Raw genomic sequence first — 26,025 nt, 5'->3', positions numbered from 1 at the left:
CCCGTTTCACCACCTTCTGGAGTCTTCCCATGAGCAAAAAGCCTGTCCGCGTTGCCGTTACCGGTGCCGCCGGTCAAATCGGTTACGCCCTGTTGTTCCGTATCGCTTCCGGCGAAATGCTCGGCAAAGACCAGCCGGTCATCCTGCAACTGCTCGAAATCCCCGACGAGAAGGCCCAGAAGGCGCTCAAGGGCGTGATGATGGAGCTCGACGACTGCGCCTTCCCGCTGCTGGCCGGCATGGAAGCCCACGGCGACCCGATGACCGCCTTCAAGGACGCCGACTACGCCCTGCTGGTCGGCTCGCGCCCCCGCGGCCCCGGCATGGAACGTGCCGAGCTGCTGGCCGTCAACGGCGCCATCTTCACGGCACAGGGCAAGGCACTGAACGCTGTCGCTTCGCGCAACGTGAAGGTGCTGGTCGTCGGCAACCCCGCCAACACCAACGCCTACATCGCCATGAAGTCGGCACCGGACCTGCCGCGCAAGAACTTCACCGCCATGCTGCGCCTGGACCACAACCGCGCTGCCAGCCAGATCGCCGCCAAGACCGGCAAGGCCGTGGCCGACATCGAGAAGCTCACCGTCTGGGGCAACCACTCGCCCACGATGTACGCCGACTACCGCTTTGCGACCATCAACGGCGAAAGCGTCGCCAAGATGATCAACGACCAGGAATGGAACGCCAACACCTTCCTGCCGACCGTCGGCAAGCGCGGTGCGGCCATCATCGAAGCACGCGGCCTGTCGTCGGCGGCTTCGGCTGCCAACGCCGCCATCGACCACATGCGCGACTGGGCCCTGGGCACCAACGGCAAGTGGGTCACGATGGGCATCCCGTCGGACGGCCAGTACGGCATTCCGAAGGACGTGATGTTCGGCTTCCCGGTCACCTGCGAAAACGGTGAGTACAAGCTGGTCGAAGGCCTCGAGATCGACGCATTCAGCCAGGAACGCATCAACAAGACGCTCGAAGAGCTCGAAGGCGAACGCGCCGGCGTCGCCCACCTGCTGTAAGTCAAGCAAGCCGCCCGCATGCTCGACTGGAACCCCGCGCTCTACCGTCGCTACGAGGACGAGCGCACCCGGCCCGCACAGGAACTCCTGGCGCGGGTCCCGCTTGCCGAGGCCGCCCGCGTGGTCGACCTCGGATGCGGACCGGGCAATTCCACCGAGCTGCTGGCACATCGGTTCCCGAAGGCGCAGGTCACGGGCACCGACAACTCCGAAGCCATGCTGGTCAGCGCGCGCGAGCGCCTGCCGGCGGCGCGCTTCGAGTTGAGCGACATCGCGACCTGGGCGCCGCGTGAAACAGAAGCGCCCGATCTCATTTATGCCAACGCGTCCCTGCAATGGGTGCCGGATCACGAAACGCTGATCCCCCGCCTGTTCGACGCGCTGGCCCCGGGCGGCGTGCTCGCCGTCCAGATGCCCGACAATCGCCAGGAGCCCACGCACCGCCTGATGCGCGCGGTGGCGGCCGAGGCGCCCTGGGCCGAGCCCATCGGCGACGCCGACAAGCTGCGCACCTTGCTGCTGCCGCTCGGCGGCTACTACGACCTCTTGGCCGCGCGTGCGGCCCATGTCGATGTCTGGCACACCATCTACCAGCACCCGATGGCCAACGCCGCGGCCATCGTCGAATGGGTGCGCGGCACGGGCCTGAAGCCCTTTGTCGACCGCCTGCCGCCCGACCTGCAGGCGAGCTACCTCGCCGAATACGAACGCCGGGTCAACGAGGCCTACCCGCTGCGCACCGACGGCAAGCGCCTGCTTGCCTTCCCGCGCATGTTCATCGTGGCGCACAAGAAAAAAGACGCATGACGACGAAGACCGCCGCTGCCCATCCCGCGGACGTGCTGCTCGGCGCACAGGCCGGCGCCGTGACCTTGCCGGTGTGCGACCACTACAGCGGCGTCGAAGCCCGCATGAAGAAGAGCCTCGCGCTCCAGGCCGAGATGGCGCAGGAGTTCGGCGCCTGCGTGTTCGACGTCACCCTCGACTGCGAAGACGGCGCCCCGGTCGGCGGCGAGGCGGAGCACGCCGCGCTCGTCACCGAGCTCGCGCTGGCCGCCCAGCCCGGCATGCGCGTCGGCGTGCGCGTGCACCCGGTCGACCACCCGGCCTTTGCCGGCGACGTGGTCACCATCGCCGGACGTGCCGGCCATCGGCTGAGCCACCTCATGGTGCCCAAGGTCGAATCCGTTGCCGATGTGTGTCAGGCTGTTGCCGCGCTCGACGCCGCCGATGCCGGCGCGCTGCCGCTGCATGTGCTCATCGAATCGCCCCTGGCGGTGCACAACGCCTTCGAAATTGCCGCGCATCCGCGCGTGCAGTCGCTGAGCTTCGGCCTCATGGATTTCGTGTCGGCGCATGCCGGCGCCATTCCCGCCGACGGCATGGGCGCGGCGGGGCAGTTCAGCCACCCGCTGGTCGTGCGTGCCAAGCTGGCACTGGCCTCGGCGGCGCATGCCTACGGCAAGGTGCCTTCGCACTGCGTGGTCACCGAGTTCAACGACATGGACGCGATGCGCACCGCGGCCCGCAAGGCGGCCACCGAATTCGGCTACACGCGCATGTGGAGCATCCACCCGAACCAGATCCGGCCGATCCTCGAGGCCTTCGCGCCCGACGAGGCGCAGATTCAAATTGCCACAAAAATCATTACAAAAGCCGCAGACGCGGATTGGGCACCGACACAAATTGATGGCACATTGCACGACCGCGCGAGCTACCGCCACTTCTGGCAGGTCCTGACGCGCGCCCACGCAACAGGGCGCGCGTTGCCCTCCGAGGCGAAAGCCTGGTTTGCATCGCGGTCTCCTGAAACCCACTGAATCAGCCTGAAGGAACCCCGCTCATGAAGAAAATTGCACTGATCGCCGCCGTTGCGCTGGCCCTGCCTTTCGCCGCCGTGGCCCAGAACGCCACCGCCACCAAGCCGGCCGCGGCCAAGGCCGAAGCCAAGAAGACCCCGCCGAAGCGCCAGGTGACCCGCAAGGCGGCCAAGGCCGTCGAAGAGGTCACGCCGATCGCCGACGACACCAACATCGTGCTGTCCGAGTCCGACCTGGCCGTGGCGCAGCGCGTGTCCATCGGCAAGGCCCAGTGCGAACTCGGCGCCGACGTGACCGTCACGCCCGACGAGAAGAAGCCCGGCTTCTTCACCGTGACCACCAAGGGCCTGAAGTACCGCATGCACCCGGTCGAAAGCCGCACCGGCGCCATCCGCCTCGAAGACCCGCGTGCCGGCGCCATGTGGCTCCAGCTGGGCAACAAGTCGATGCTGATGAACCAGAAGGCCGGCCTGCGCATCGCCGACGAATGCCAGACCGCCGCTCAGGTCGCCTTTGCCGACGAGATGAAGAAGAACCCGCCGAAGGCCCTTTTCGAAGGTGCCGACGCAGCCAAGAAGTAAGAAGAGCACCGAACCCGGGGTGCGGCGCGGCTCTTGCTTGGCCGCTAGAGACCGCTGCGCACGCCCGATAGCCTAGTTTCCGGAGAAAAGAAGATGTTGCAAGCCTACGTTGATCATGTTGCCGAACGCGCCGCGCTCGGTATCCCGCCGCTGCCCCTGAGCGCGAAGCAGACCGCCGAAGCGATCGAGCTCCTGAAGAGCGCGAACGCCAAGGACGGCGCCTTCCTGCTGGACCTGCTCACCTACCGTGTGCCCGCCGGCGTCGACGACGCCGCCAAGGTCAAGGCGAGCTACCTCGCGGCCGTGGCCCACGGCACCGAGAAGAACGCGTTCATCACGCGCGCTCGCGCCACTGAACTGCTCGGCACCATGCTCGGCGGCTACAACATCAGCCCCATGATCGACCTGCTGGACGACGCCGAAGTCGGCGCCGTGGCAGCCGAAGGCCTGAAGAAGACCCTGCTGATGTTCGACCAGTTCCACGACGTCAAGGAAAAGGCCGACAAGGGCAACGCCCACGCCAAGGGCGTGCTGCAAAGCTGGGCCGATGCCGAGTGGTTCACCAGCCGCCCCGAAGTGCCGCAGAGCATCACCGTCAGCATCTTCAAGGTGGCTGGCGAAATCAACACCGACGACCTGTCGCCCGCTCCTGATGCGACGACGCGTCCCGACATTCCGATGCACGCCCTGGCGATGCACAAGAACGCCCGCCCCGGCATCGTCCCTGAAGAAGACGGCAAGCGCGGCCCGGTGAAGTTCATCGAAGACCTGCGCGCGCGCGGCCACCTCGTGGCCTATGCCGGCGATGTGGTCGGCACGGGTTCGTCGCGCAAGAGCGCCACCAACTCGGTGCTGTGGTTCACCGGCGAAGACATTCCCTTCGTGCCGAACAAGCGCTTCGGCGGCGTCTGCCTCGGCGGCAAGATCGCTCCCATCTTCTACAACACGATGGAAGACTCGGGCGCACTGCCCATCGAGCTCGACGTGACGCAGATGAACATGGGTGACGTGGTCGAGCTGCGTCCCTACGAAGGCAAGGCCCTGAAGGACGGCCAGGTCATCGCCGAATTCCAGGTCAAGAGCGACGTGCTGTTCGACGAAGTGCGCGCCGGCGGCCGCATTCCGCTGATCATCGGCCGCGGCCTCACGGCCAAGGCGCGCGAGGCCCTGGGCTTGCCCGTGTCCACGCTGTTCCGCCTGCCGCAAAGCCCGGTCGACACCAAGAAGGGCTTCTCGCTCGCACAGAAGATGGTCGGCCGCGCCTGCGGCCTGCCCGAAGGCCAGGGCGTGCGCCCGGGCACGTACTGCGAACCCAAGATGACCTCGGTCGGCTCGCAGGACACCACCGGCCCGATGACCCGCGACGAGCTGAAGGACCTGGCCTGCCTGGGCTTCTCGGCCGACCTTGTCATGCAGTCGTTCTGCCACACGGCGGCGTACCCGAAGAAGGTCGACGTCAAGATGCACCACGAACTGCCCGAGTTCATGGCCAACCGCGGCGGCGTGTCGCTGCGTCCGGGCGACGGCGTGATCCACAGCTGGCTCAACCGCCTGCTGACGCCCGACACCGTGGGCACGGGCGGCGACAGCCACACCCGCTTCCCCATCGGCATCAGCTTCCCCGCGGGCTCCGGCCTCGTGGCCTTCGCGGCCGCCACCGGCGTGATGCCGCTGGACATGCCCGAATCGGTGCTCGTGCGCTTCAAGGGCAAGATGCAGCCCGGCGTCACGCTGCGTGACCTTGTCAACGCCATTCCGCTGTACGCCATCAAGTCGGGCCTGCTGACTGTGGCCAAGCAAGGCAAGAAGAACATCTTCTCGGGCCGCATCCTCGAGATCGAAGGCCTGCCCGACCTGAAGGTGGAGCAAGCCTTCGAGTTGAGCGACGCCTCGGCCGAACGCTCGGCCGCCGGTTGCACGGTGCACCTGAACAAGGAACCGATCCAGGAGTACATCAACAGCAACATCACGCTGATGAAGTGGATGATTGCCGAAGGCTACGCCGACGCCCGCACGCTGGCACGCCGCATCGCCGCGCAGGAAGCCTGGCTCAAGGACCCGCAGCTGCTCAAGGGCGATGCCGACGCCGAGTACGCCGCCGTCATCGAGATCGACCTGGCCGAAATCCACGAACCCATCGTGGCCTGCCCGAACGACCCGGACGACGTGAAGACGCTGAGCGACGTGGCCGGTGCCACCATCGACGAAGTGTTCATCGGCTCGTGCATGACCAACATCGGCCACTTCCGCGCCGCGTCGAAGCTGCTCGAAGGCAAGCGCGACATCCCGGTCAAGCTGTGGATTGCGCCGCCGACCAAGATGGACGCACAGCAGCTCACCGAGGAAGGCCACTACGGCGTGTTCGGCAACGCGGGCGCGCGCACCGAAATGCCGGGCTGCTCGCTGTGCATGGGCAACCAGGCACAGGTGCGCGAAGGCGCGACGGTGATGTCGACCAGCACCCGCAACTTCCCGAACCGCCTGGGCAAGAACACGAACGTGTACCTGGGCTCGGCCGAACTGGCCGCCATCTGCTCGCGCCTGGGTCGCATCCCGACCCGCGAGGAGTACATGGCCGCCACGGGCGTGATCGACGCGTCCAGCGCGCAGATCTACCAGTACCTGAACTTCGACAAGATCGAAGACTACAAGGGCGTGGCGGACACGGTCACGGCCTGAGGCTCGTTGCAGCCGGCGAGCGATTCGCCGGCCCCATGAAAAAGCCCCGCTTCGGCGGGGCTTTTTCATGGGCGTTCGTTATCGGTGTCAGCCCGGCGGCGGATTCGGCTTCAGGTGTTCCTGGCCCTTCAGCACCATCGCCATGCCGGCGGGGCCGCCCACCGCGTAGGGCAGCGAGGCCTGCAGCGAATGGGCGAAATCGCCCCGGTACAGCTTGGCGCCCTGGTGGGTCAGGTTCGAGTTGGCGTCGATGTAGATCGACTCGCCCAGCCCCGACCACAGCCGGCAGAAGCCGTAGTCTTCCGACAGGTAGCGCCGCGTGACCGGGTCGACCATCACGTCGAAGAAGCGGTAGTGCAGCCCGCGGTCGGCTTCGCCGATGCTGTCGGGCACGTATTGCAGCTCGGGGTAGGCGGCCATGAGCCGCTCGAACACGCCGCGCCGGATTGCCATGAAGCCCGTGGGCGCCTCGGTCATCTTCATGAAGCCGTCGGGCTGCACCTCGAGCTCGATCTGCGTCGCGCCTTCTTCGGCCTTGGCATTGACCGTGTAGCGCGTGAACGCGGCCTCGAACTGCTGCTGCGTGGTGCCGGCCGCCACGCCGTCCTGCGGCCAGTCTTCGCGCTTGAGCGGGTAGACGCCGGCGGCGATGTCGTAGCCCGACAGCAGCAGGCGGAACGCTGCCTCGGCCGAGAAACCGATGTCCGCGTCGATCCAGAACAGGTGGGTCCACTCGGTGTTGGCCAGGAACTGGGCCACGCAGTTGTTGCGCGCACGCGTGACCAGGCTTTCGCCCTGGTGCATCAGCACCTGCACCTTCATGCCGGCGCGCTCGGCGCTCACAGTGAAGTTCAGCAACGATGCCACGTAGTTCTGGAAGAACTTGCCGTCGTGGCTCGGCGTCACGATCACGGGATAGAAGTTCCGGAGTTCGGACGGGTCGAGCATGCGAGGGGGCTCCGTGGGGCGAGGGTCTGGCTAGCGGGCAGGGCGCTGCATCAGGCCCTGCAGCAGGGTGTCGTAGGTCTGCGTGGCCGCCGCATCCCCGGGCAGGTAGCGCGCGATGAGTGCGCGCTGCCGCTCACGGTAGGCCTGCGCCTGGGCGTCGTGCCCGTCGATGGTCTCGATCACGCGGGCGCTCCCTGCGGCCACGTCGTTCTCCGGGTAGTAGTAGCCCAGGTCCGCGCACAGGTGCGCGTTGTGCACCAGCGGATAGCCCTGCCAGCAGGTCTCGAGGTAGAAGTAGTTGAGCGGGTTCTCCCACTGGTGGGAGACCACGATGTCGGTGTTCTGCGCCAGGAACACCGGGGTCTCGTGCCGGCCCAGGAAGACCGCCTTGTGCTGGCGCACCAGGTCGAGCTGGTTCATCAACGTGATGAACTCCATGCTGTCCTTGGCCATGCGCTCCACGTTCGTGACCTGCAGCAGCCCGATCGCGTCGGGGCGGGCGCGGTAGGCCAGCTCGGCGATCAGGATGGGGTAGACGCAGAACTTCACCACGTTGATGTTCGGCTCCATCACGCTGAGCCGCCGCGGGCCGCTGCGCGGCTGGTACGCACCGCCGTCGGGCAGGGCGCGGGCGCGCTCCTCCAGAAACACCGGGCTCCAGACGAAAGGCACGGCGCGCGCCTCGGCGCGGCGCAGCACCTCGAAGTACGGCTGGCTGATGTGGGCCACCTGCGGAACCATCCAGATGTCGTCGTAGCGCTGGTTGATGAACAGGTTGCGGCCCCACAGCGGCTTGCCGAACAGCATCGACTCCATCGCGTGCACGTACTCGAAGCCGCAGCAGTACGACACCAGCCGCGCGCCGCGACGCTTGAGGTGGTCGGTCTGGTCGGCGTCGATCTGGCCGCCCAGTTCGATCAGCACGTCCACGCTGTCCTTGGCCGCCTCGAAAGTCACGGTCGGCCAGCGGGCCTGGTCCCAGGGCAGGGCGGGGGTGATGGGGGTGGCGGTGGTGTTGACCAGCACCACCGAGGCGACGCTGGGGCAGTGCTTCAGCGCCTCTGCCAGGAACACGGCGTTCTGCTTGATGCCGTTGTTCCAGAGGGTCTCGGCCTCGTGGTGAAGGCCGATCGTGATGCCGATGCGCAGGCCGGCACCCGAGGCGGTGGTCATTGGTTTTCGCGGGGGACGTAGCCCGTCAGGCGCCAGCCTTGGGGTTCGAGGCGGAAGCTGACTTTTTCGAAGACCGTCTTGTCGTTGGTCAGGCGGGTGGCGAAGTCGACGTTGGCGTACAGGCCTGCAGGGATGCCGGTGCTGTCGTCCAGGTAGCGGATGCGGGTCACGCTGGCCCAGTCACGGCGGGCCACGACGCCCACGGTCTGGCGCGAGCGTTGCGTGTTGGCAACGAATTCGGCCTTGGGAAAGCGAGTCTTCACAAACGCCGACGCGGTGTCCCAGATCTCTCCCGCCCGGTTTTCGTCGATCTGCTTGAGGCTGCTGAGGCCCGCCTGGACGAGTTCGTCGGCGGAGTTGCCGTCCTGCGCCAGGGCGCAGGAACCGGCCAGGGCCAGCGTGCATGCGGCCAGGAAACGGGGGAGAAACGGCTTCATTGGGCACCTTTTGTGAGGAAAACCGCTGTGACAGACAGCGGCGGCGATTCTAGGCGGGGCGTTCGGATCGACGTTCCACAGCGACATCGCCGCGCCCGGATTTGTCGCCAATCGTGAAAGTTTGTGAACTAAATCATCATTTCACGGTTTCCGGTAGACCGAAATGGCTGCAAATGTAAACGGCTGCGTACATTACCGCGTCCATTGTGAACGTCAGGGTAACTACGACCCTGGCTGGGGCGACGAACCGCGGGCGGTCGTTGCCTTCCTCCGCCGTTGATACCGCGCCCGCCCTCTGTGAACCGAGCTCGAAGAATATGAACAAGTCTTACCGAAGTATCTGGAATGAAGCCCTGGGGGCCTGGGTTGCGGCGTCTGAAATCACTTCGGCGCGGGGGAAGAAAAGCAGTTCGCGGGTGGCCACGGCGGTGGCGGCCGCCATAGTTTTAGCGGCCGCTGGCTGGAATGGTGCAGCGCAAGCCGCCTATACAGGCACTAGCGCAACGGTTGGTTCGGCAACCACCAACAGCGTTGCGATTGGTACGACCAATAGCACGGCTGCGGGTTCGGGGCGCGCCTACGCCAATAGCGGTGACTTTGCTGTGGCGATTGGGTTTGCTGCCAATGCACTGGGTGCAAATGCCACGGCAATGGGTGCAAACGCGGTCGCATCAGCTACGGGGGCAACCGCACTGGGTTCTGGCGCAAATGCCTCGAATGCTGGAGCAGCCGCTATAGGCTTGAACGCGGCTGCCAGTGGCAGTGCTGCGATAGCTCTTGGCCAAAACACAGCTGCGTCTGGTACCGCAGACATCGCCATCGGCCTTAAGGCGCGCACTACCGGCAGTTCCGGTTACAGCCTCGCAATTGGACACGACGCGGCGGCAACCGCGGCGGGGGGGAGCGTGACGGCGATCGGCTCTGGCGCCAAAGCAACTGGCGGTGCTGGCGCGTTCGCACTTGGTAATGATGCCAACGCCAATGGTGTGTCATCGGTCGCCATCGGAGGTGGGAATGGAACGGGCGGTGGTGGTTCCGTGGCAGCGGGTGACCAAGCTGTGGCCATCGGCCGGAATACGAATGCTGGCGGCACAAATAGTGTGGCGATTGGCGGCGCTTCGTTGACCAATCCTGGTGCGACGAGCGCAGGCAACAACACCGTAGCAATCGGTTCTGGTGCTAGCGCGAGCACCGACAACAGCGTTGCTTTGGGCAGCAACAGCGCGACTGCTGCGGCGGTCGCAGTTCCTAGTGCAACGGTCAACGGCGTCGTCCTCAGCGGATTTGCCGGTGCCGCGCCGGTTGGTGTCGTGAGTGTTGGCTCGGGCGGGAAGGAGCGTCAGATCACCAACGTGGCCGCGGGCCAAGTGAATTCGACTTCGACTGATGCGATCAATGGCAGCCAACTGTTTTCTGTTGCCAGTGCCGTCGGGTCTCTGTCGAGCTCGACTTCCTCGGGGTTGAGCACGGCGACCAGCGGAATTTCAAGCCTGTCGACTGGTCTGAGCACGGTCACAAGCGGCATTTCTAGTCTTTCCACCGGTCTGAGCACCACGAACAGCAACGTGAGCAGCCTGTCGACTTCCACGTCGAGCGGTTTGAGTACGGCGACCAGCGGCATTTCCAGCTTGTCGACGGGCCTGAGCACCACGAACAGCAACGTCGCCAGCCTGTCGACCTCCACATCGTCGGGCCTGAGCACGGCGAGCAGTCGCATCAACAGCCTGTCGACTTCGACGTCGTCGGGACTGAGCACGGCCACGAGCAGCATCTCGAGCCTGTCGACCGGCCTGAGCACCACGAACAGCAACGTCGGCAGTCTTTCGACCTCCACGTCGACCGGCCTCAGCACGACCAACAGCCGCATCGACAGCCTGTCGACGTCGACGTCGTCGGGCCTCAGCACCGCGACGAGCGGGATCTCCAGCCTGTCCACAGGTCTGAGTACCACGAACAGCAACGTCGGCAGCTTGTCGACGTCCACATCGTCGGGCCTGAGCACCAGCAGCAGCCGCATCGACAGCCTGTCGACGTCGACGTCGAGTGGCCTGAGCACGACCAACAGCAACGTCAGCAGCCTGTCGACTTCGACATCGTCCGGTTTGAGCACGGCGACCAGCGGCATCTCCAGCCTGTCGACTGGCCTGAGCACCACGAACAGCAACGTCAGTAGCCTGTCGACTTCTACGTCGTCCGGACTGAGCACCAGCAGCAGCCGCATCGACAGCCTTTCGACATCGACGTCGAGCGGTCTGAGCACGGCGACCAGCGGAATCTCGAGCCTGTCCACAGGTCTGAGCACGACGAACAGCAACGTCAGTAGCCTGTCGACATCGACGTCGTCTGGCTTGAGCACGGCCACGAGCGGCATCTCGAGCCTGTCCACAGGTCTGAGCACGACGAACAGCAACGTCAGCAGCTTGTCGACCTCCACGTCGTCCGGATTGAGCACCAGCAGCAGCCGCATCGACAGCCTTTCGACATCGACGTCGAGTGGTCTGAGCACGGCGACCAGTGGCATCTCCAGTCTGTCGACTGGCCTGAGCACAACGAACAGCAATGTCGGCAGCCTGTCGACCTCCACGTCATCGGGTCTGAGCACGACCAACAGCCGCATCGACAGCCTCTCGACGTCCACGTCGTCTGGCCTGAGCACTGCTACCAGTGGCATCTCCAGCCTCTCCACGGGGTTGAGCACAACGAACAGCAACGTCAGCAGCCTGTCGACATCGACGTCGTCTGGCTTGAGCACGGCCACGAGCGGCATCTCCAGCCTGTCCACAGGTCTGAGCACTACGAATAGCAATGTGAGCAGCCTGTCGACCTCGACGTCGTCGGGTCTGAGCACGGCGACCAGCGGAATCTCGAGCCTGTCCACGGGCTTGAGCACGACGAACAGCAATGTGGGCAGCCTGTCAACGTCCACGTCGACTGGCCTGAGCACGACCAACAGCCGCATCGACAGCCTCTCGACGTCGACTTCAAGCGGTCTGAGCACCGCCACGAGCGGCATCTCGAGCCTGTCCACAGGTCTGAGCACCGCGACCAGCGGCATCGCCAGCTTGTCCACGGGTCTGAGCACGACGAACAGCAACGTGAACAGCCTGTCAACATCGACGTCGTCGGGCCTGAGCACTGCCACCAGCGGCATCTCCAGCTTGTCCACGGGCCTGAGCACCACGAACAGCAACGTCAGCAGCTTGTCGACGTCCACGTCGTCCGGTTTGAGTACCGCTACGAGCGGCATCAACAGTCTGTCGACGGGCCTGAGCACGACCAACAGCAACGTGAGCAGCCTGTCGACGTCCACGTCGTCCGGCCTGAGCACGGCCACGAGCAGCATCGACAGCCTCTCGACCTCCACCTCGAGCGGCTTGAGCACGGCAACCAGCGGCATCTCTAGTCTGTCTACGGGCCTGAGCACAACCAACAGCAACGTGAGCAGCCTGTCGACTTCGACGTCGTCCGGCCTGAGTACCGCGACCAGCGGCATCTCCAGCCTTTCGACCGGTCTCAGCACCACGAACAGCAACGTCAGCAGTCTGTCGACCTCGACGTCGTCGGGCTTGAGTACGGCAACCAGCGGTATCTCGAGCCTGTCCACGGCCCTGAGCAGCACCAACAGCAACCTGGACAGCCTCTCGACTTCCACGTCGAGCGGGTTGAGCACCGCGACCAGCGGTATCTCCAGCCTGTCCACGGGCCTGAGCACCACGAATAGCAATGTGAGCAGCTTGTCGACTTCGACGTCGAGCGGCCTGAGCACCACCAATAGTCGTATCGACAGCCTCTCGACGTCTACGTCGTCGGGCCTGAGCACGGCGACGAGCAGCATCGATAGCTTGTCGACGTCTACCTCGAGCGGACTGAGCACAGCAACCAGCGGCATCTCCAGCTTGTCGACGGGCCTGAGCACGACCAACAGCAACGTCAGCAGCCTGTCGACCTCGACGTCGTCTGGTCTGAGCACCGCGACCAGTGGCATCTCCAGCCTGTCCACGGGTCTGAGCACGACCAACAGCAACGTCAGCAGTCTTTCGACCTCGACGTCGTCCGGCCTGAGCACGGCGACCAGCGGCATCTCGAGCCTGTCTACGGCTCTGAGCAGCACCAACAGCAACCTGGACAGCCTCTCGACTTCCACGTCGAGTGGTTTGAGTACCGCGACCAGCGGCATCTCCAGCTTGTCGACGGGCCTGAGCACCACGAACAGCAACGTGAGCAGCCTGTCGACTTCGACGTCGTCGGGCTTGAGTACGGCAACCAGCGGTATCTCGAGCCTGTCCACTGCTCTGAGCAGCACCAACAGCAACCTGGACAGCCTTTCGACGTCTACGTCGTCGGGCCTGAGCACCGCGACCAGTGGCATCGCCAGCCTGTCGACGGGCTTGAGCACGACGAACAGCAACGTGGGCAGCTTGTCGACCTCCACGTCCTCGGGGCTGAGCACGGCGACCAGTGGCATCGCCAGCTTGTCCACGGGCCTGAGCACGACCAATAGCAACGTCAGCAGCCTGTCGACCTCGACGTCGTCTGGTCTGAGCACCGCGACCAGCGGTATCTCCAGCCTGTCCACGGCTCTGAGCAGCACCAACAGCAACCTGAACAGCCTCTCAACTTCGACGTCGTCGGGTCTGAGCACCGCCACGAGCAGCATCGATAGCTTGTCGACGTCGACTTCGAGCGGTCTGAGCACAGCGGCCAGCGGCATCGCCAGCTTGTCCACGAGCCTGAGCACGACCAACAGCAATGTGAGCAGCCTGTCGACTTCGACATCGTCGGGCCTGAGCACCGCGACCAGTGGCATCGCCAGCCTGTCGACGGGCTTGAGCACCACGAACAGCAGCGTGGGCAGCTTGTCGACCTCGACGTCCAGTGGTTTGAGCACGACCAACAGTCGAATCGATAGCCTTTCGACCTCCACATCCTCGGGTCTGAGCACGGCGACGAGTGGCATCGAGAGCCTGTCGACCGGGCTGAGCACCACGAACAGCAACGTGAGCAGCCTGTCGACTTCGACGTCGTCGGGTCTGAGCACCGCCACGAGCAGCATCGACAGCCTCTCGACGTCTACTTCGAGCGGTCTGAGCACCGCGACCAGCGGCATCTCGAGCTTGTCGACGGGCCTGAGCACGACCAACAGCAACGTGAGCAGCCTGTCGACTTCTACGTCGAGTGGCCTGAGCACGGCGACCAGCGGGATCTCTAGCCTGTCTACGAGCCTGAGCTCGACAAACAGCAATGTCAGCAGCCTGTCGACCTCCACTTCGAGCGGCTTGAGCACAGCCACGAGTGGCATCGACAGCCTGTCGACTGGGTTGAGCACGACCAACAGCAACGTCAGCAGCCTCTCGACCTCGACGTCGTCTGGCCTCAGCACCGCCACGAGCGGCATCTCCAGCCTGTCTACAGGCCTGAGCACCACGAACAGCAATGTGGGCAGCCTGTCGACTTCGACATCGTCGGGTCTGAGCACAGCCAACAGCCGTATCGACAGCCTGTCGACGTCCACGTCGAGCGGCCTCAGCACCACGAACAGCAACCTGGACAGCCTTTCGACCTCGACGTCGAGTGGCTTGAGCACGGCGACCAGCGGCATCTCCAGCTTGTCGACGGGCCTGAGCACGACGAACAGCAATGTGAGCAGCTTGTCGACGTCTACGTCGTCGGGTTTGAGCACGGCCACGAGCGGCATCTCCAGCCTGTCCACGGGCCTGAGCACGACGAACAGCAACGTGGGCAGCCTGTCGACTTCGACATCGTCGGGTCTGAGCACGGCGACCAGTGGGATCTCCAGCCTGTCCACGGGCCTGAGCACGACGAACAGCAACGTGAGTAGCCTGTCGACCTCGACGTCGTCTGGTTTGAGCACGGCTACGAGCAGCATCGATAGCCTTTCGACTTCGACGTCGTCGGGTTTGAGCACGGCGACCAGTGGGATCTCCAGCCTGTCGACCGGTCTGAGCACCACGAACAGCAACGTCAGCAGCCTGTCGACGTCCACGTCGTCGGGCTTGAGCACGGCCACGAGCAGCATTGATAGCCTTTCGACGTCGACGTCGTCGGGTCTGAGCACCGCCACCAGCGGGATCTCCAGCCTGTCTACCGGCCTGAGTACCACGAACAGCAATGTCAGCAGCTTGTCGACCTCGACGTCGTCGGGGCTCAGCACGGCGACCAGTGGCATCTCCAGCCTGTCCACTGGCCTGAGCACTACGAACAGCAACGTCAGCAGCTTGTCGACCTCGACCTCGTCCGGTCTGAGCACGGCCACGAGCAGCATCGACAGTCTCTCGACGTCGACGTCGTCCGGTTTGAGCACCGCTACCAGCGGTATCTCCAGCCTGTCCACGGGTCTGAGCACGACGAACAGCAACGTGAGCAGCCTGTCGACCTCGACGTCCTCTGGTTTGAGCACCGCGACCAGTGGCATCTCCAGCCTGTCTACCGGCCTCAGCTCCACGAACAGCAACCTGGACAGCCTTTCGACCTCCACGTCGAGCGGTCTGAGCACTGCAACCAGTGGAATTTCGAGCCTGTCGACTTCGACGTCGTCGGGCCTGAGCACTGCGACCAGCGGCATCTCTAGCCTGTCCACTGGCTTGAGCACGACCAACAGCAACGTCAGCAGCCTGTCGACCTCCACGTCGAGCGGCCTGAGCACGGCGACGAGCAACATCGACAGCCTATCGACGTCCACGTCGTCTGGTTTGAGCACTGCCACCAGCGGTATCTCCAGCCTGTCGACTGGCTTGAGCACGACAAACAGCAATGTGAGCAGCCTGTCGACTTCGACCTCGTCCGGCTTGAGCACCGCGACGAGCAGCATCGACAGCCTTTCGACTTCGACGTCCTCTGGTTTGAGCACCGCGACCAGTGGTATCTCCAGCCTCTCGACCGGCCTGAGCACGACGAACAGCAACGTCAGCAGCCTCTCGACCTCGACCTCGTCGGGTCTGAGCACCGCCACCAGCGGCATCTCCAGCCTGTCCACTGGGTTGAGCACGACGAACAGCAACGTCGGCAGCCTCTCGACCTCCACGTCGTCGGGTTTGAGCACGGCGAACAGCAGCATTAGCAGCTTGTCGACGTCTACATCGTCCGGCCTGAGCACGGCCACGAGCAGCATCGACAGCCTGTCGACGGGCTTGAGCACGGCGACCAGTGGCTTCTCGAGCCTGTCCACCGGACTGAGCACCACCAACAGCAACCTGGACAGCTTGTCGACGTCCACGTCGAGCGGCTTGAGCACGGCCACCAGCGGTATCTCCAGCCTGTCCACGGGTCTGAGCACCACGAACAGCAACGTCGGCAGCTTGTCGACCTCGACTTCGTCTGGCTTGAGCACGACGAACAGCCGTATCGACAGCCTGTCGACGTCCACGTCGTCGGGCTTGAGTACGGCGACCAGTGGCATCGATAGCCTGTCTACCGGCCTGAGCACGACGAACAGCAACGTCAGCAGCCTGTCGACGTCGACATCGTCTGGCTTGAGCACGGCGACGAGCAGCATCGACAGTCTGTCGACTTCGACCTCGTCGGGTCTGAGCACTGCCACCAGCGGCATCGCCAGCCTGTCCACCGGCCTGAGCACCACCAATAGCAACCTGGACAGCTTGTCGACATCCACCTCGAGCGGCTTGAGCACGGCAACCAGTGGTATTTCGAGCCTGTCGACTTCGACGTCGTCTGGCTTGAGCACGGCGACGAGCAGCATTGGCAGCCTTTCGACCTCGACGTCGTCTGGTTTGAGTACTGCGACCAGCGGTATCTCCAGCTTGTCCACTGGCCTCAGCTCCACGAACAGCAACCTGGACAGCCTGTCGACGTCCACGTCGAGTGGCTTGAGCACGGCCACCAGCGGTATCTCGAGCCTGTCTACGGGCCTGAGCACCACGAACAGCAATGTGAGCAGCCTGTCGACCTCCACGTCGTCCGGCTTGAGCACTGCGACGAGCAGCATCGACAGCCTGTCGACTGGCCTGAGCACGACCAACAGCAACGTCAGCAGCCTGTCGACCTCGACGTCGTCCGGCCTGAGCACGGCGACCAGCGGCATCTCGAGCCTGTCCACTGGCTTGAGCACGACGAACAGCAACGTGAGCAGCTTGTCGACTTCGACGTCGAGCGGCCTGAGCACGGCCACGAGCAGCATCTCGAGCCTGTCCACTGGCCTGAGCACCACGAACAGCAATGTCAGCAGTCTTTCGACCTCGACGTCGAGTGGCCTGAGCACGGCCACGAGCGGCATTGAGAGCCTCTCGACTGGTCTGAGCACGACCAACAGCAACGTGAGCAGCTTGTCGACGTCTACGTCGTCGGGCCTGAGCACGGCCACGAGCAGCATCAATAGCCTCTCGACCGGCTTGAGCACGGCAACCAGCGGTATCTCCAGTCTGTCGACGGGCCTGAGCACCACGAACAGCAACGTGAGCAGCCTGTCGACGTCCACGTCGAGCGGGCTGAGCACGGCCGCGAGTGGCATCGATAGCCTGTCGACGGGGCTCAGCACGGCGACCAGTGGCATTTCCAGCCTGTCCACTGGCCTGAGCACGACGAACAGCAATGTCGGCAGCTTGTCGACCTCGACGTCCTCGGGTTTGAGCACGGCTACGAGCCGCATCGATAGTTTGTCGACCGGTCTGAGCACCGCAACCAGCGGTATCTCCAGTCTGTCCACCGGCCTGAGCACCACGAACAGCAACGTCAGCAGCCTCTCGACGTCTACGTCGTCCGGCCTCAGCACCGCCACGAGCGGCATCTCCAGCCTGTCCACGGGCTTGAGCACGACGAACAGCAACGTGGGCAGCCTGTCGACTTCGACATCGTCGGGTCTGAGCACAGCCAACAGCCGCATCGACAGCCTGTCGACGTCCACGTCGAGCGGCCTGAGCACCACGAACAGCAACCTGGACAGCCTTTCGACCTCGACGTCGAGTGGCTTGAGCACGGCGACCAGCGGCATCTCGAGCCTGTCGACGGGCCTGAGCACGACGAACAGCAATGTGAGCAGCCTGTCGACTTCGACATCGTCGGGTCTGAGCACCGCCAATAGCCGGATCGACAGCCTTTCGACTTCCACGTCGAGCGGTTTGAGCACGGCGACCAGCGGCATCTCGAGCCTGTCCACGAGCCTGAGTTCGACAAACAGCAATGTCAGCAGCCTGTCGACCTCTACGTCGTCTGGCTTGAGCACTGCGACAAGCAGCATCGACAGCCTGTCGACTGGGCTGAGCACAACCAACAGCAACGTCAGCAGCCTCTCGACGTCAACGTCGTCGGGGTTGAGCACTGCCACCAGCGGTATCTCGAGCCTGTCCACAGGCCTGAGCACGACCAACAGCAACGTCAGCAGCTTGTCGACTTCGACATCGTCGGGCCTGAGCACGGCCACGAGTGGCATCGATAGCTTGTCGACGGGTCTCAGCACCACGAACAGCAACGTGAGTAGCTTGTCGACCTCGACGTCGTCTGGCCTGAGCACGGCGACCAGCGGTATCTCGAGCCTGTCCACCGGCTTGAGCACGACGAACAGCAACGTCAGCAGCCTGTCGACTTCGACGTCGAGTGGCCTGAGCACTGCTGCCAGCGGCATTGATAGCTTGTCGACCGGCTTGAGCACGACCAACAGCAGTGTCAGCAGCCTCTCGACTTCAACGTCGTCGGGTTTGAGCACTGCGACCAGCGGCATCTCCAGCCTGTCCACGGGCTTGAGCACGACGAACAGCAACGTGAGCAGCTTGTCGACCTCCACGTCGTCTGGCTTGAGCACTGCGACGAGCAGCATCGACAGCCTGTCGACCGGGCTGAGCACGACCAACAGCAATGTCAGCAGTCTTTCGACCTCCACGTCGTCCGGCTTGAGCACTGCGACGAGCAGCATCGACAGTCTGTCGACCGGGCTGAGCACGACCAACAGCAACGTCAGCAGCCTCTCGACCTCGACGTCCTCGGGTTTGAGCACGGCTACGAGTCGCATCGATAGCTTGTCGACCGGGTTGAGCACCACGAACAGCAACGTCAGCAGCCTCTCGACGTCTACGTCGTCTGGTCTGAGCACGGCGACCAGTGGTATCTCGAGCCTGTCGACCGGCCTGAGCACCACGAACAGCAACGTCAGCAGCCTGTCGACTTCGACGTCGAGCGGCCTGAGCACGGCGACCAGTGGTATCTCGAGCCTGTCCACCGGCCTGAGCACGACGAACAGCAACGTGAGCAGCTTGTCGACCTCCACGTCGTCTGGTCTGAGTACTGCGACGAGCAGCATCGACAGCCTGTCGACCGGGCTGAGCACGACCAACAGCAACGTCAGCAGTCTCTCGACCTCGACGTCGTCGGGTTTGAGTACGGCAACCAGCGGCATCGATAGCTTGTCGACCGGCTTGAGCACGACCAACAGCACTGTCAGCAGCCTCTCGACTTCGACGTCGTCTGGCCTGAGCACTGCCACCAGCGGCATCTCCAGCCTGTCCACGGGCTTGAGCACGACGAACAGCAACGTGAGCAGCCTGTCGACCTCGACGTCGTCTGGCTTGAGCACGGCCACGAGCAACATCGATAGCTTGTCGACGGGGCTGAGCACCACGAACAGCAACGTGAGCAGCTTGTCGACCTCGACGTCGTCTGGCTTGAGCACTGCGACCAGCGGCATCTCGAGCCTGTCCACCGGCCTGAGCACCACGAACAGCAACGTCAGCAGCTTGTCGACTTCGACGTCGTCTGGCCTGAGCACGGCGACCAGCGGTATCTCGAGCCTGTCCACCGGCTTGAGCACGACGAACAGCAACGTGAGCAGCCTGTCGACTTCCACGTCGTCCGGCCTCAGCACCGCTACCAGCGGCATCGACAGCTTGTCGACGGGTCTGAGTACCGCAACCAGCGGTATCTCCAGCCTCTCCACGGGATTGAGCTCGGCAACCAGCGGCATCTCCAGCCTGTCGACGGGACTGAGCACCACGAACAGCAACATCAGCAGCCTCTCGACGTCGACGTCGTCCGGCCTCAGCACTGCTACCAGCGGCATCTCCAGCCTGTCCACGGGCCTGAGCACGACGAACAGCAACGTGAGCAGCCTGTCGACCTCGACGTCGTCTGGTTTGAGTACGGCCGCGAGCGGCATCGACAGCCTGTCGACGGGCCTGAGCACCGCAACCAGCGGTATCTCGAGTCTGTCAACGGGATTGAGCACCACCAACAGCAATGTGAGCAGCTTGTCGACTTCGACATCGTCGGGTCTGAGCACAGCGACGAGCGGCATCGACAGTCTCTCGACCGGCTTGAGCACGGCGACCAGTGGCATCTCGAGTCTGTCCACCGGCTTGAGCACGACGAACAGCAATGTCAGCAGCCTGTCGACATCGACGTCGTCCGGTCTCAGCACCGCTACCAGCGGCATCGACAGCTTGTCGACGGGGCTGAGTACCGCCACCAGCGGTATCTCCAGCTTGTCCACGGGCCTGAGCACCACGAACAGCAACGTCGGTAGCCTGTCGACTTCGACGTCGAGCGGCATCTCCAGCCTGTCGACCGGCCTGAGCACCGCCACCAGCGGCATCTCCAGCTTGTCCACTGGCTTGAGCACGACCAACAGCAACGTGAGCAGTTTGTCGACGTCTACGTCGTCCGGTCTGAGCACCGCCACGAGCGGCATCGACAGCCTCTCGACTGGTTTGAGCACGGCGACCAGTGGCATCTCCAGCCTGTCCACGGGCCTGAGCACCACGAACAGCACCGTGGGTAGCTTGTCGACTTCGACGTCGAGCGGCATTTCCAGCCTGTCGACGGGCCTGAGCACTGCCACCAGCGGCATCTCCAGCTTGTCCACTGGCTTGAGCACGACCAACAGCAACGTGAGCAGCCTGTCGACCTCCACGTCGTCGGGCCTGAGCACCGCCACGAGCGGCATCGACAGCCTCTCGACCGGCCTGAGCACAGCGACCAGTGGCATCTCGAGCCTGTCCACTGGCCTGAGCACCACGAACAGCAACGTCAGCAGCCTGTCGACCTCGACGTCGAGCGGCCTGAGCACGGCCACGAGCGGAATCGACAGCCTGTCGACCGGTCTGAGCACGGCGACCAGTGGTATCTCCAGCTTGTCCACTGGCTTGAGCACGACCAACAGCAACGTCAGCAGCCTGTCGACCTCGACGTCGAGTGGCTTGAGCACGGCAACGAGCGGAATCGACAGCTTGTCGACCGGCCTGAGCACCGCCACCAGCGGTATCTCGAGCCTGTCCACCGGCCTGAGCACCACGAACAGCACCGTGGGTAGCTTGTCGACTTCGACGTCGAGCGGCATCTCCAGTCTGTCGACCGGCCTGAGCACCGCCACCAGTGGCATCTCCAGCCTCTCCACAGGCCTGAGCACCACCAACAGCAACGTCGGCAGCCTCTCGACCTCCACGTCCTCGGGCCTGAGCACCGCCACGAGCAACATCGACAGCCTCTCGACCGGCCTCAGCACGACGAACAGCAACGTCGACAGCCTCTCGACCTCGACCTCGTCGGGCCTGAGCACGGCCACGAGCAGCATCGACAGCCTGTCGACCGGCCTGAGCACGACCAACAGCAACGTCAGCAGCCTGTCCACCTCGTTCTCGTCCGGCCTGAGCACCGCCTACAGCGGCATCTTCAGCCTGTCGACGGGCCTGAGCACGACGAACAGCAACCTGGGCAGCCTGTCGTCCTCGACCTCGACCGGCCTGAGCACCGCCAACAGCAGCATCGGCAGCCTGTCCACCGGCCTGAGCACCGCCACCAGCGGCATCAACAGCCTCTCGACCGGCCTGAGCACGACCAACAGCAATGTCGGCAGCCTCTCGTCGGGCCTGAGCACGACGAACAGCAACCTGAACAGCCTCTCGACCTCCACGTCGTCCGGCCTGAGCACGGTCACGAGCAGCGTGAACAGCCTGTCGAGCTCGGTGTCCACCGGCCTGAGCACCTCGGCCAGCCGCATCGACAGCCTGTCGACCGGGCTGAGCACGGTGGGCAGCAGCGTCGACAGTCTTTCGACCGGCCTGAGCACGACCAACAGCGCCGTCGGCAGCCTGTCGACGGGCCTGAGCACGACGAACAGCAACGTGAGCAGCCTGTCCACCGGGTTGAGCACGACCAACAGCACCGTCAACAGCCTGTCGACCGGCCTGAGCACCACCAACAGCAACCTGGACAGCCTGTCCACCAGCGTGGGCGGCGCGGCCAGCGGCCTCTCCAGCCTGTCGACCTCGACGTCGACTGGCCTGAGCACCGCCACGAGCAGCATCAGCAGCCTGAGCACGACGGTCAACACGATCAACGACAAGGGCACCAAGTACTTCCACGCCAACTCGACCAACACCGACTCCAAGGCCAGCGGTGCGGAAGCAGTGGCGATCGGGCCGCGTTCCGAAGCCAGCGGCGCCAACTCCTTCGCGGCCGGCAACGGCGCGCGGGCCACGGCCGACGGCGCGGTGGCGGTGGGCTTCGGGGCGCAGGCCACGGGCACCAACGCCATCGCCATCGGCACCGGGGCGCTGGCCACGGGCTCGCAGGCGATCGGCGCGAACTCCCGTGCCGGCGGCGGCGGCGTGGCCCTGGGTGACGGTGCGGACGCCGGCGGCACGCCGCTGAGCAAGGCGCAGAACATCGCGCAGGGCACGGCCATCGGCTTCGGCGCGGTGGTCCAGCAGACCGGCGGCGTGGCACTGGGTGCGAACTCGGTGGCCTCGCGGGCGGCGGGCGTGGCTGGCTACGTGCCGGGCAGCGCGAATGCGCAGCAGGAAGCGGCCATCAAGGCCACGACCAGCACGCAGGCGGCGGTGTCGGTGGGCGATGCGGCCAACAACCAGTTCCGCCAGATCACGGGCGTGGCAGCCGGCTCGGCCGACAGCGACGCGACCAACGTGGCGCAGCTGAAGGCGGTCTCGGCGGCTGCGAAGGCCAGCAGCGTGCAGTACGCCACCAACCCCGACGGGTCGGTGAACTACAACCAGATCACGCTGGGCACCGAGACTTCGGGTCCCACGCGCATCAGCAACGTGGCGCCGGGCGTGCTGCCGGGCGACGCGGTCAACCTGGGCCAGCTGCAGCAGGTGCAAAAGCAGGTGGGCGACGTGGCGCGCATCGCCTACTCGGGCTCGGCGATGGCCTTCGCGATGTCGGGCACCTACCTGCCCACGCTGTACCCGGGCGAGAAGACGATCGGCATCGGCATGGGTTCGTACAAGGGCTACAGCGCCGTGGCGCTGACCTTCAAGGCCCTGTCGGACGACGGCAAGATCTCCTGGGGCGCGGGCCTGAGCTCCACCGGCAAGGAGTGGGGCGTCAACGCGGGCATCGGCTGGAAGTGGAAGTAAAAGGCCGCTAGGCCGACGCCCCCCGGTCCGGTGGCTCCCGCGCCCTGCGCGCGGGAGCCATTGTTTTTTTGGTACACACTTCGGCCATGCGCATCGGTATTTCAGTCCTCTCCCACGCGGGGCAGAACATCTGGGAAAACGGAATGGGACAGAACGTCCTGTTCCTGGCCCGGCTGCTGCAACGCATCGAATTCGTCGAGTCCGTCACGCTCATCGACGCGGGCGACCAGCAGGCGATGCCGCCGCAGGTCGACCTGTTGGCGATGGGGCTCACGCTGGGCCGTGCCCGCGAGCTGACCGACGTGCTCGACGTGGTCATCGAAATGGCCGGCGCGCTCGACGTGCAGTGGCTGTCGTACTTCCGCGCCTGCGGCGGACGCGTGGCCTTCCACGGCGTGGGGCAGCCCTTCGTGGCGCTGGCCGAGCCGATCGTCTTTGCCGACAAGGGGCACTTCGGCGCCACCGACCGCTGCGACGAGATCTGGCTGCTGCCCAAGGACACGGCCTTTGCGCCGATGATGCGCACGCTGCACCGCTGCCCGGTGCACGAGGTGCCGTACCTGTGGTCGCCGCAGTTCCTGGCGCAGCGCGTGGACGAGGTGCAGGCGCAGGGCTTTCGCTTCGGCTACCAGCCGCGCACGGCGCAGCAGCCGGGTTTCCGGGTCGCGATCTTCGAGCCCAACATCTCGGTCGTGAAGTCGTGCAGCATCCCGATGCTGATCACCGACGAGGCCTACCGCGCCAACCCGGAGCACGTCGCGGCGATGCACGTGCTCAACACGCTGCACCTGAAAGACCATCCGACGATGCTCTACCTGGCCAACTCGCTGGACATCGTGCGCCAGCACAAGGCCACCTTCCACGGACGGCACGACTTCGCGGGCTTCATGGTGCAGCACGCCGACGCGGTGGTGTCGCACCAGTGGCAGAACGACCAGAACTACAGCTACCTCGACGCGCTGTACGGCAACTACCCGCTGGTGCACAACTCGCCCTGGCTGCGCGAGGCCGGCTACTACTACCCCGACTTCGATATCGCCGTCGGCGCCGAGCAGCTCGCCGCGGCAGTGCGCGGCCACGACGCGCAGCTCGATGACTACCGCGCGCGCAGTCAGCGCGTGTTCGACGCGATCGATCCGATGCACCCCGCCAACATCGACGGCTACGCACAGCGGCTGTTGAACCTGGTGGGCGGCGATCCGGCGTTCCGTGCCGGCAACGCGAAGGTGGTCGCATGAGCGAGGTGCAGAACCCCACCGCAGGCCCGCGCGCGGCCGTTTCACCCACGAAGCTGAAAGTCGGCGTCTCCATCTTCATCCGCAAGGGCGAGCAGAGCCTGTGGGAGAACGGCGTCTACCAGAACTGCCTGTTCCTCGTGATGCTGCTGCTGCGCTCGCCCTGCGTCGAACGCACGGTGCTGGTGGCGGGCGGCGGCGACGGCGGCCCGGCCGACGCCACCAATTTCCTGGCCGACTCGCCGGTGCCGATCATCGACATGGCCACCGCCGCGCAGGAGCTCGACCTCATGATCGAGATGAGCGCGCAGCTCGGGCGCGACTGGTCGGTGGCGTTCCGCGAGCGCGGCGGAAAAATCGCCTCGATGCGCGTGGGCAACGACTACGTGATCGACATCGAGCGCATGACCTTCAACAAGCCGCACGGCATGCTGGTCAGCGGCGCGCCCTACGACGAGGTGTGGACGCTGCCCGAGTACGAAACCTCCTGCAAGCCGTACTTCGCGAGCACCTTCCGCGCGCCCACCAAGCTCATGCCGCACCTGTGGAGCCCGATGGTGGTCGAGAAGGCGATGGCGCGCGGCGCCGAGGGCAAGCGCTTTGTCTACGAACCGGGGCGCAAGCAGTGGCGCGTGGCCATCTTCGAGCCCAACATCTGCATGGTGAAGACCAGCTTCATCCCGATGCTGGGCTGCGAGTCGGCGCACCGCGCGCAGCCGCGCCTCATCGAGAAGATGTGGGTCTACAACAGCTTCCACCTGAAGGACAAGCCGAACTTCGTCGCCTTCGCCCAGAGCCTGGACCTCGTGCGGCACGGCCTGGCGACCTTCGAAGGGCGCTTTCCGCTGTACCAGGTGCTGCCGGGCGCCATCGACGCGGTCTTTGCGCACCACTGGGAGAACGCGCAGAACTACCTCTACTACGAGGCGCTGTACGGCGGCTGGCCGCTCATCCACAACTCGCACCTGATCGGCGACTGCGGCTACCGCTACCACGGCTTCGACTGCGAGGAGGGCGGGCAGGCGCTGCGGCGCGCGTTCGCCGAGCACGACGCCAACCTGCCGGCCTACCGCGAGCGCGCCCGCGCCCTCATCGCGAAGCTCGACCCGGAAGGCGAGGAGAACGTGCGCCTCTACTCGGCGGCCATCGAGAGCCTCTACGCGTGAGGACGACACCGATGACCGCCCTGGCCCGATTCGCCGCTGCAGCCTGTGTGCTCGCGGCCGGCAGCGCGCTCGCGCAAGGCGTGCTGGCCCCGCCCGCGGCGCCGCAGGACACGCTCACGCGCGCCGCCGCCAGCGTGGGCGTGCAGCGCTGCCTGCCCGCCATCACGCGGCTGGCTACGCTCACCGTGCAGGGCAGCCGCGCGCACGACGTGCTGCTCGACTGGGACCGCAAGCGCCCCGATGCCGGCCCGGTGTTCTCGCTGGTCGGCATCCAGTACCCGAACGCGGGCGTGGCCGCGTCGATCACCGCCATTCCCGACGACAGCGGCGCGTGCACCGTGGCGGCCGAGCGCATCTCGGTCGCGCCCTTCACCTGCGCCAGCGTGGCCGAGCAGGAACTGAAGAACTACAAGCGCACGCCGCTGCTGCCGATCTACACGGTCTACACCGACGACAAGGAGCCGACCTCGTCGGTCTCGCTGATCGATTCGCCGCCGGGCTGCCTCGTGATCCGCCGCTACGTCGAGTACGGCTGGCGCGATCCCAATGCACCCGTGCCGGCCGCCGCGCCGGCCGGGCAGGCACCCAAGCGCCGCTGATCCCGCGGGCCGCGCGAGCCCGTCTCCGACACGCG

Annotated in this window: 12 protein-coding genes and 2 pseudogenes; 11 read left to right on the top strand and 3 right to left on the bottom strand. The window is 65.1% G+C overall.

Annotated elements, in window-relative coordinates; translation table 11 throughout:
* Positions 1–29 precede the first annotated feature (29 nt).
* The 5 genes from AC07SQ_RS06620 (at position 30) to AC07SQ_RS06600 (ending at position 6,096) form a co-directional block, all read left to right on the top strand.
* The gene (locus AC07SQ_RS06620) at positions 30–1,016 is read left to right on the top strand and encodes a malate dehydrogenase (protein ID WP_042578072.1); all 987 of its coding nucleotides are present in this window, start codon (positions 30–32) and stop codon (positions 1,014–1,016) included.
* 18 nt (positions 1,017–1,034) lie between these two features.
* Positions 1,035–1,823, top strand: coding sequence for a trans-aconitate 2-methyltransferase (gene tam / locus AC07SQ_RS06615; RefSeq protein WP_495271877.1), 789 nt, complete (start codon positions 1,035–1,037; stop codon positions 1,821–1,823).
* Complete coding sequence (locus tag AC07SQ_RS06610; protein ID WP_495271876.1) at positions 1,820–2,836, top strand: HpcH/HpaI aldolase/citrate lyase family protein; 1,017 nt, start codon at positions 1,820–1,822, stop codon at positions 2,834–2,836. Before tam ends, AC07SQ_RS06610 begins: the two co-directional genes overlap by 4 nt.
* Positions 2,837–2,859: 23 nt before the next feature.
* Positions 2,860–3,417 carry a hypothetical protein gene (locus AC07SQ_RS06605; protein ID WP_062479718.1) on the top strand — a complete coding sequence of 186 codons (558 nt, stop codon included), beginning with the start codon at positions 2,860–2,862 and terminating at the stop codon, positions 3,415–3,417.
* Between the two features lie 93 nt (positions 3,418–3,510).
* A complete protein-coding gene (locus AC07SQ_RS06600; RefSeq protein ID WP_062479720.1) occupies positions 3,511–6,096 on the top strand; it encodes a bifunctional aconitate hydratase 2/2-methylisocitrate dehydratase in 2,586 nt (861 codons plus the stop codon).
* A gap of 87 nt (positions 6,097–6,183) precedes the next feature.
* Here the strand turns inward: AC07SQ_RS06600 and AC07SQ_RS06595 are convergent, their stop codons facing one another.
* Genes AC07SQ_RS06595 through AC07SQ_RS06585 form a run of 3 tightly spaced genes read right to left on the bottom strand, consistent with a single transcriptional unit; the run spans position 6,184 to position 8,654 of the window.
* Entirely contained in the window at positions 6,184–7,044 is an 861-nt protein-coding gene (locus AC07SQ_RS06595; RefSeq protein ID WP_159273220.1) for a hypothetical protein, read from the bottom strand.
* A 30-nt stretch (positions 7,045–7,074) separates the two neighbouring features.
* Entirely contained in the window at positions 7,075–8,217 is a 1,143-nt protein-coding gene (locus tag AC07SQ_RS06590) for a DUF2827 domain-containing protein (protein ID WP_495271875.1), read from the bottom strand.
* Positions 8,214–8,654 carry a DUF4019 domain-containing protein gene (locus tag AC07SQ_RS06585; RefSeq protein WP_159275661.1) on the bottom strand — a complete coding sequence of 147 codons (441 nt, stop codon included), beginning with the start codon at positions 8,652–8,654 and terminating at the stop codon, positions 8,214–8,216. Before AC07SQ_RS06585 ends, AC07SQ_RS06590 begins: the two co-directional genes overlap by 4 nt.
* Before the next feature lie 317 nt (positions 8,655–8,971).
* Here AC07SQ_RS06585 and AC07SQ_RS06580 point away from each other — a divergent pair.
* From AC07SQ_RS06580 to AC07SQ_RS06555, 6 genes and pseudogenes are all read left to right on the top strand, one after another.
* Positions 8,972–10,069: pseudogene (locus AC07SQ_RS06580) on the top strand (ESPR-type extended signal peptide-containing protein); the annotation flags it as partial.
* Between the two features lie 3,249 nt (positions 10,070–13,318).
* Positions 13,319–20,491, top strand: a pseudogene (locus AC07SQ_RS06575) (beta strand repeat-containing protein); the annotation flags it as partial.
* Positions 20,492–20,926: 435 nt separating this feature from the next.
* Positions 20,927–22,990, top strand: coding sequence for a YadA family autotransporter adhesin (locus tag AC07SQ_RS06570; protein WP_495313006.1), 2,064 nt, complete (start codon positions 20,927–20,929; stop codon positions 22,988–22,990).
* 86 nt (positions 22,991–23,076) lie between these two features.
* Positions 23,077–24,228: a DUF2827 domain-containing protein gene (locus AC07SQ_RS06565; RefSeq protein ID WP_495271872.1), complete on the top strand. Its 1,152-nt coding sequence runs from the start codon at positions 23,077–23,079 to the stop codon at positions 24,226–24,228.
* The gene (locus tag AC07SQ_RS06560) at positions 24,225–25,391 is read left to right on the top strand and encodes a DUF2827 domain-containing protein (protein ID WP_495271871.1); all 1,167 of its coding nucleotides are present in this window, start codon (positions 24,225–24,227) and stop codon (positions 25,389–25,391) included. The genes AC07SQ_RS06565 and AC07SQ_RS06560 overlap by 4 nt, the downstream gene beginning before the upstream one ends.
* A gap of 11 nt (positions 25,392–25,402) precedes the next feature.
* Positions 25,403–25,990, top strand: coding sequence for a hypothetical protein (locus AC07SQ_RS06555; protein WP_495266683.1), 588 nt, complete (start codon positions 25,403–25,405; stop codon positions 25,988–25,990).
* Positions 25,991–26,025: the final 35 nt, after the last annotated feature.

The sequence above is a fragment of the Variovorax sp. GW821-FHT06D12 genome (assembly GCF_059419205.1).
The sequence above is the reverse complement of the archived record's forward strand: the minus strand, read 5'-3'. Positions and strand labels throughout refer to the sequence as shown.

What these genes read in the sequence shown, in the direction of transcription:
- AC07SQ_RS06620 (WP_042578072.1), top strand. Translation starts at nt 30, where the DNA reads ATGAGCAAAAAGCCTGTCCGCGTTGCCGTTACCGGTGCCGCCGGTCAA.
- tam (WP_495271877.1), top strand. Translation starts at nt 1,035, where the DNA reads ATGCTCGACTGGAACCCCGCGCTCTACCGTCGCTACGAGGACGAGCGC.
- AC07SQ_RS06610 (WP_495271876.1), top strand. Translation starts at nt 1,820, where the DNA reads ATGACGACGAAGACCGCCGCTGCCCATCCCGCGGACGTGCTGCTCGGC.
- AC07SQ_RS06605 (WP_062479718.1), top strand. Translation starts at nt 2,860, where the DNA reads ATGAAGAAAATTGCACTGATCGCCGCCGTTGCGCTGGCCCTGCCTTTC.
- AC07SQ_RS06600 (WP_062479720.1), top strand. Translation starts at nt 3,511, where the DNA reads ATGTTGCAAGCCTACGTTGATCATGTTGCCGAACGCGCCGCGCTCGGT.
- AC07SQ_RS06595 (WP_159273220.1), bottom strand. Translation starts at nt 7,044, where the DNA reads ATGCTCGACCCGTCCGAACTCCGGAACTTCTATCCCGTGATCGTGACG.
- AC07SQ_RS06590 (WP_495271875.1), bottom strand. Translation starts at nt 8,217, where the DNA reads ATGACCACCGCCTCGGGTGCCGGCCTGCGCATCGGCATCACGATCGGC.
- AC07SQ_RS06585 (WP_159275661.1), bottom strand. Translation starts at nt 8,654, where the DNA reads ATGAAGCCGTTTCTCCCCCGTTTCCTGGCCGCATGCACGCTGGCCCTG.
- AC07SQ_RS06565 (WP_495271872.1), top strand. Translation starts at nt 23,077, where the DNA reads ATGCGCATCGGTATTTCAGTCCTCTCCCACGCGGGGCAGAACATCTGG.
- AC07SQ_RS06560 (WP_495271871.1), top strand. Translation starts at nt 24,225, where the DNA reads ATGAGCGAGGTGCAGAACCCCACCGCAGGCCCGCGCGCGGCCGTTTCA.
- AC07SQ_RS06555 (WP_495266683.1), top strand. Translation starts at nt 25,403, where the DNA reads ATGACCGCCCTGGCCCGATTCGCCGCTGCAGCCTGTGTGCTCGCGGCC.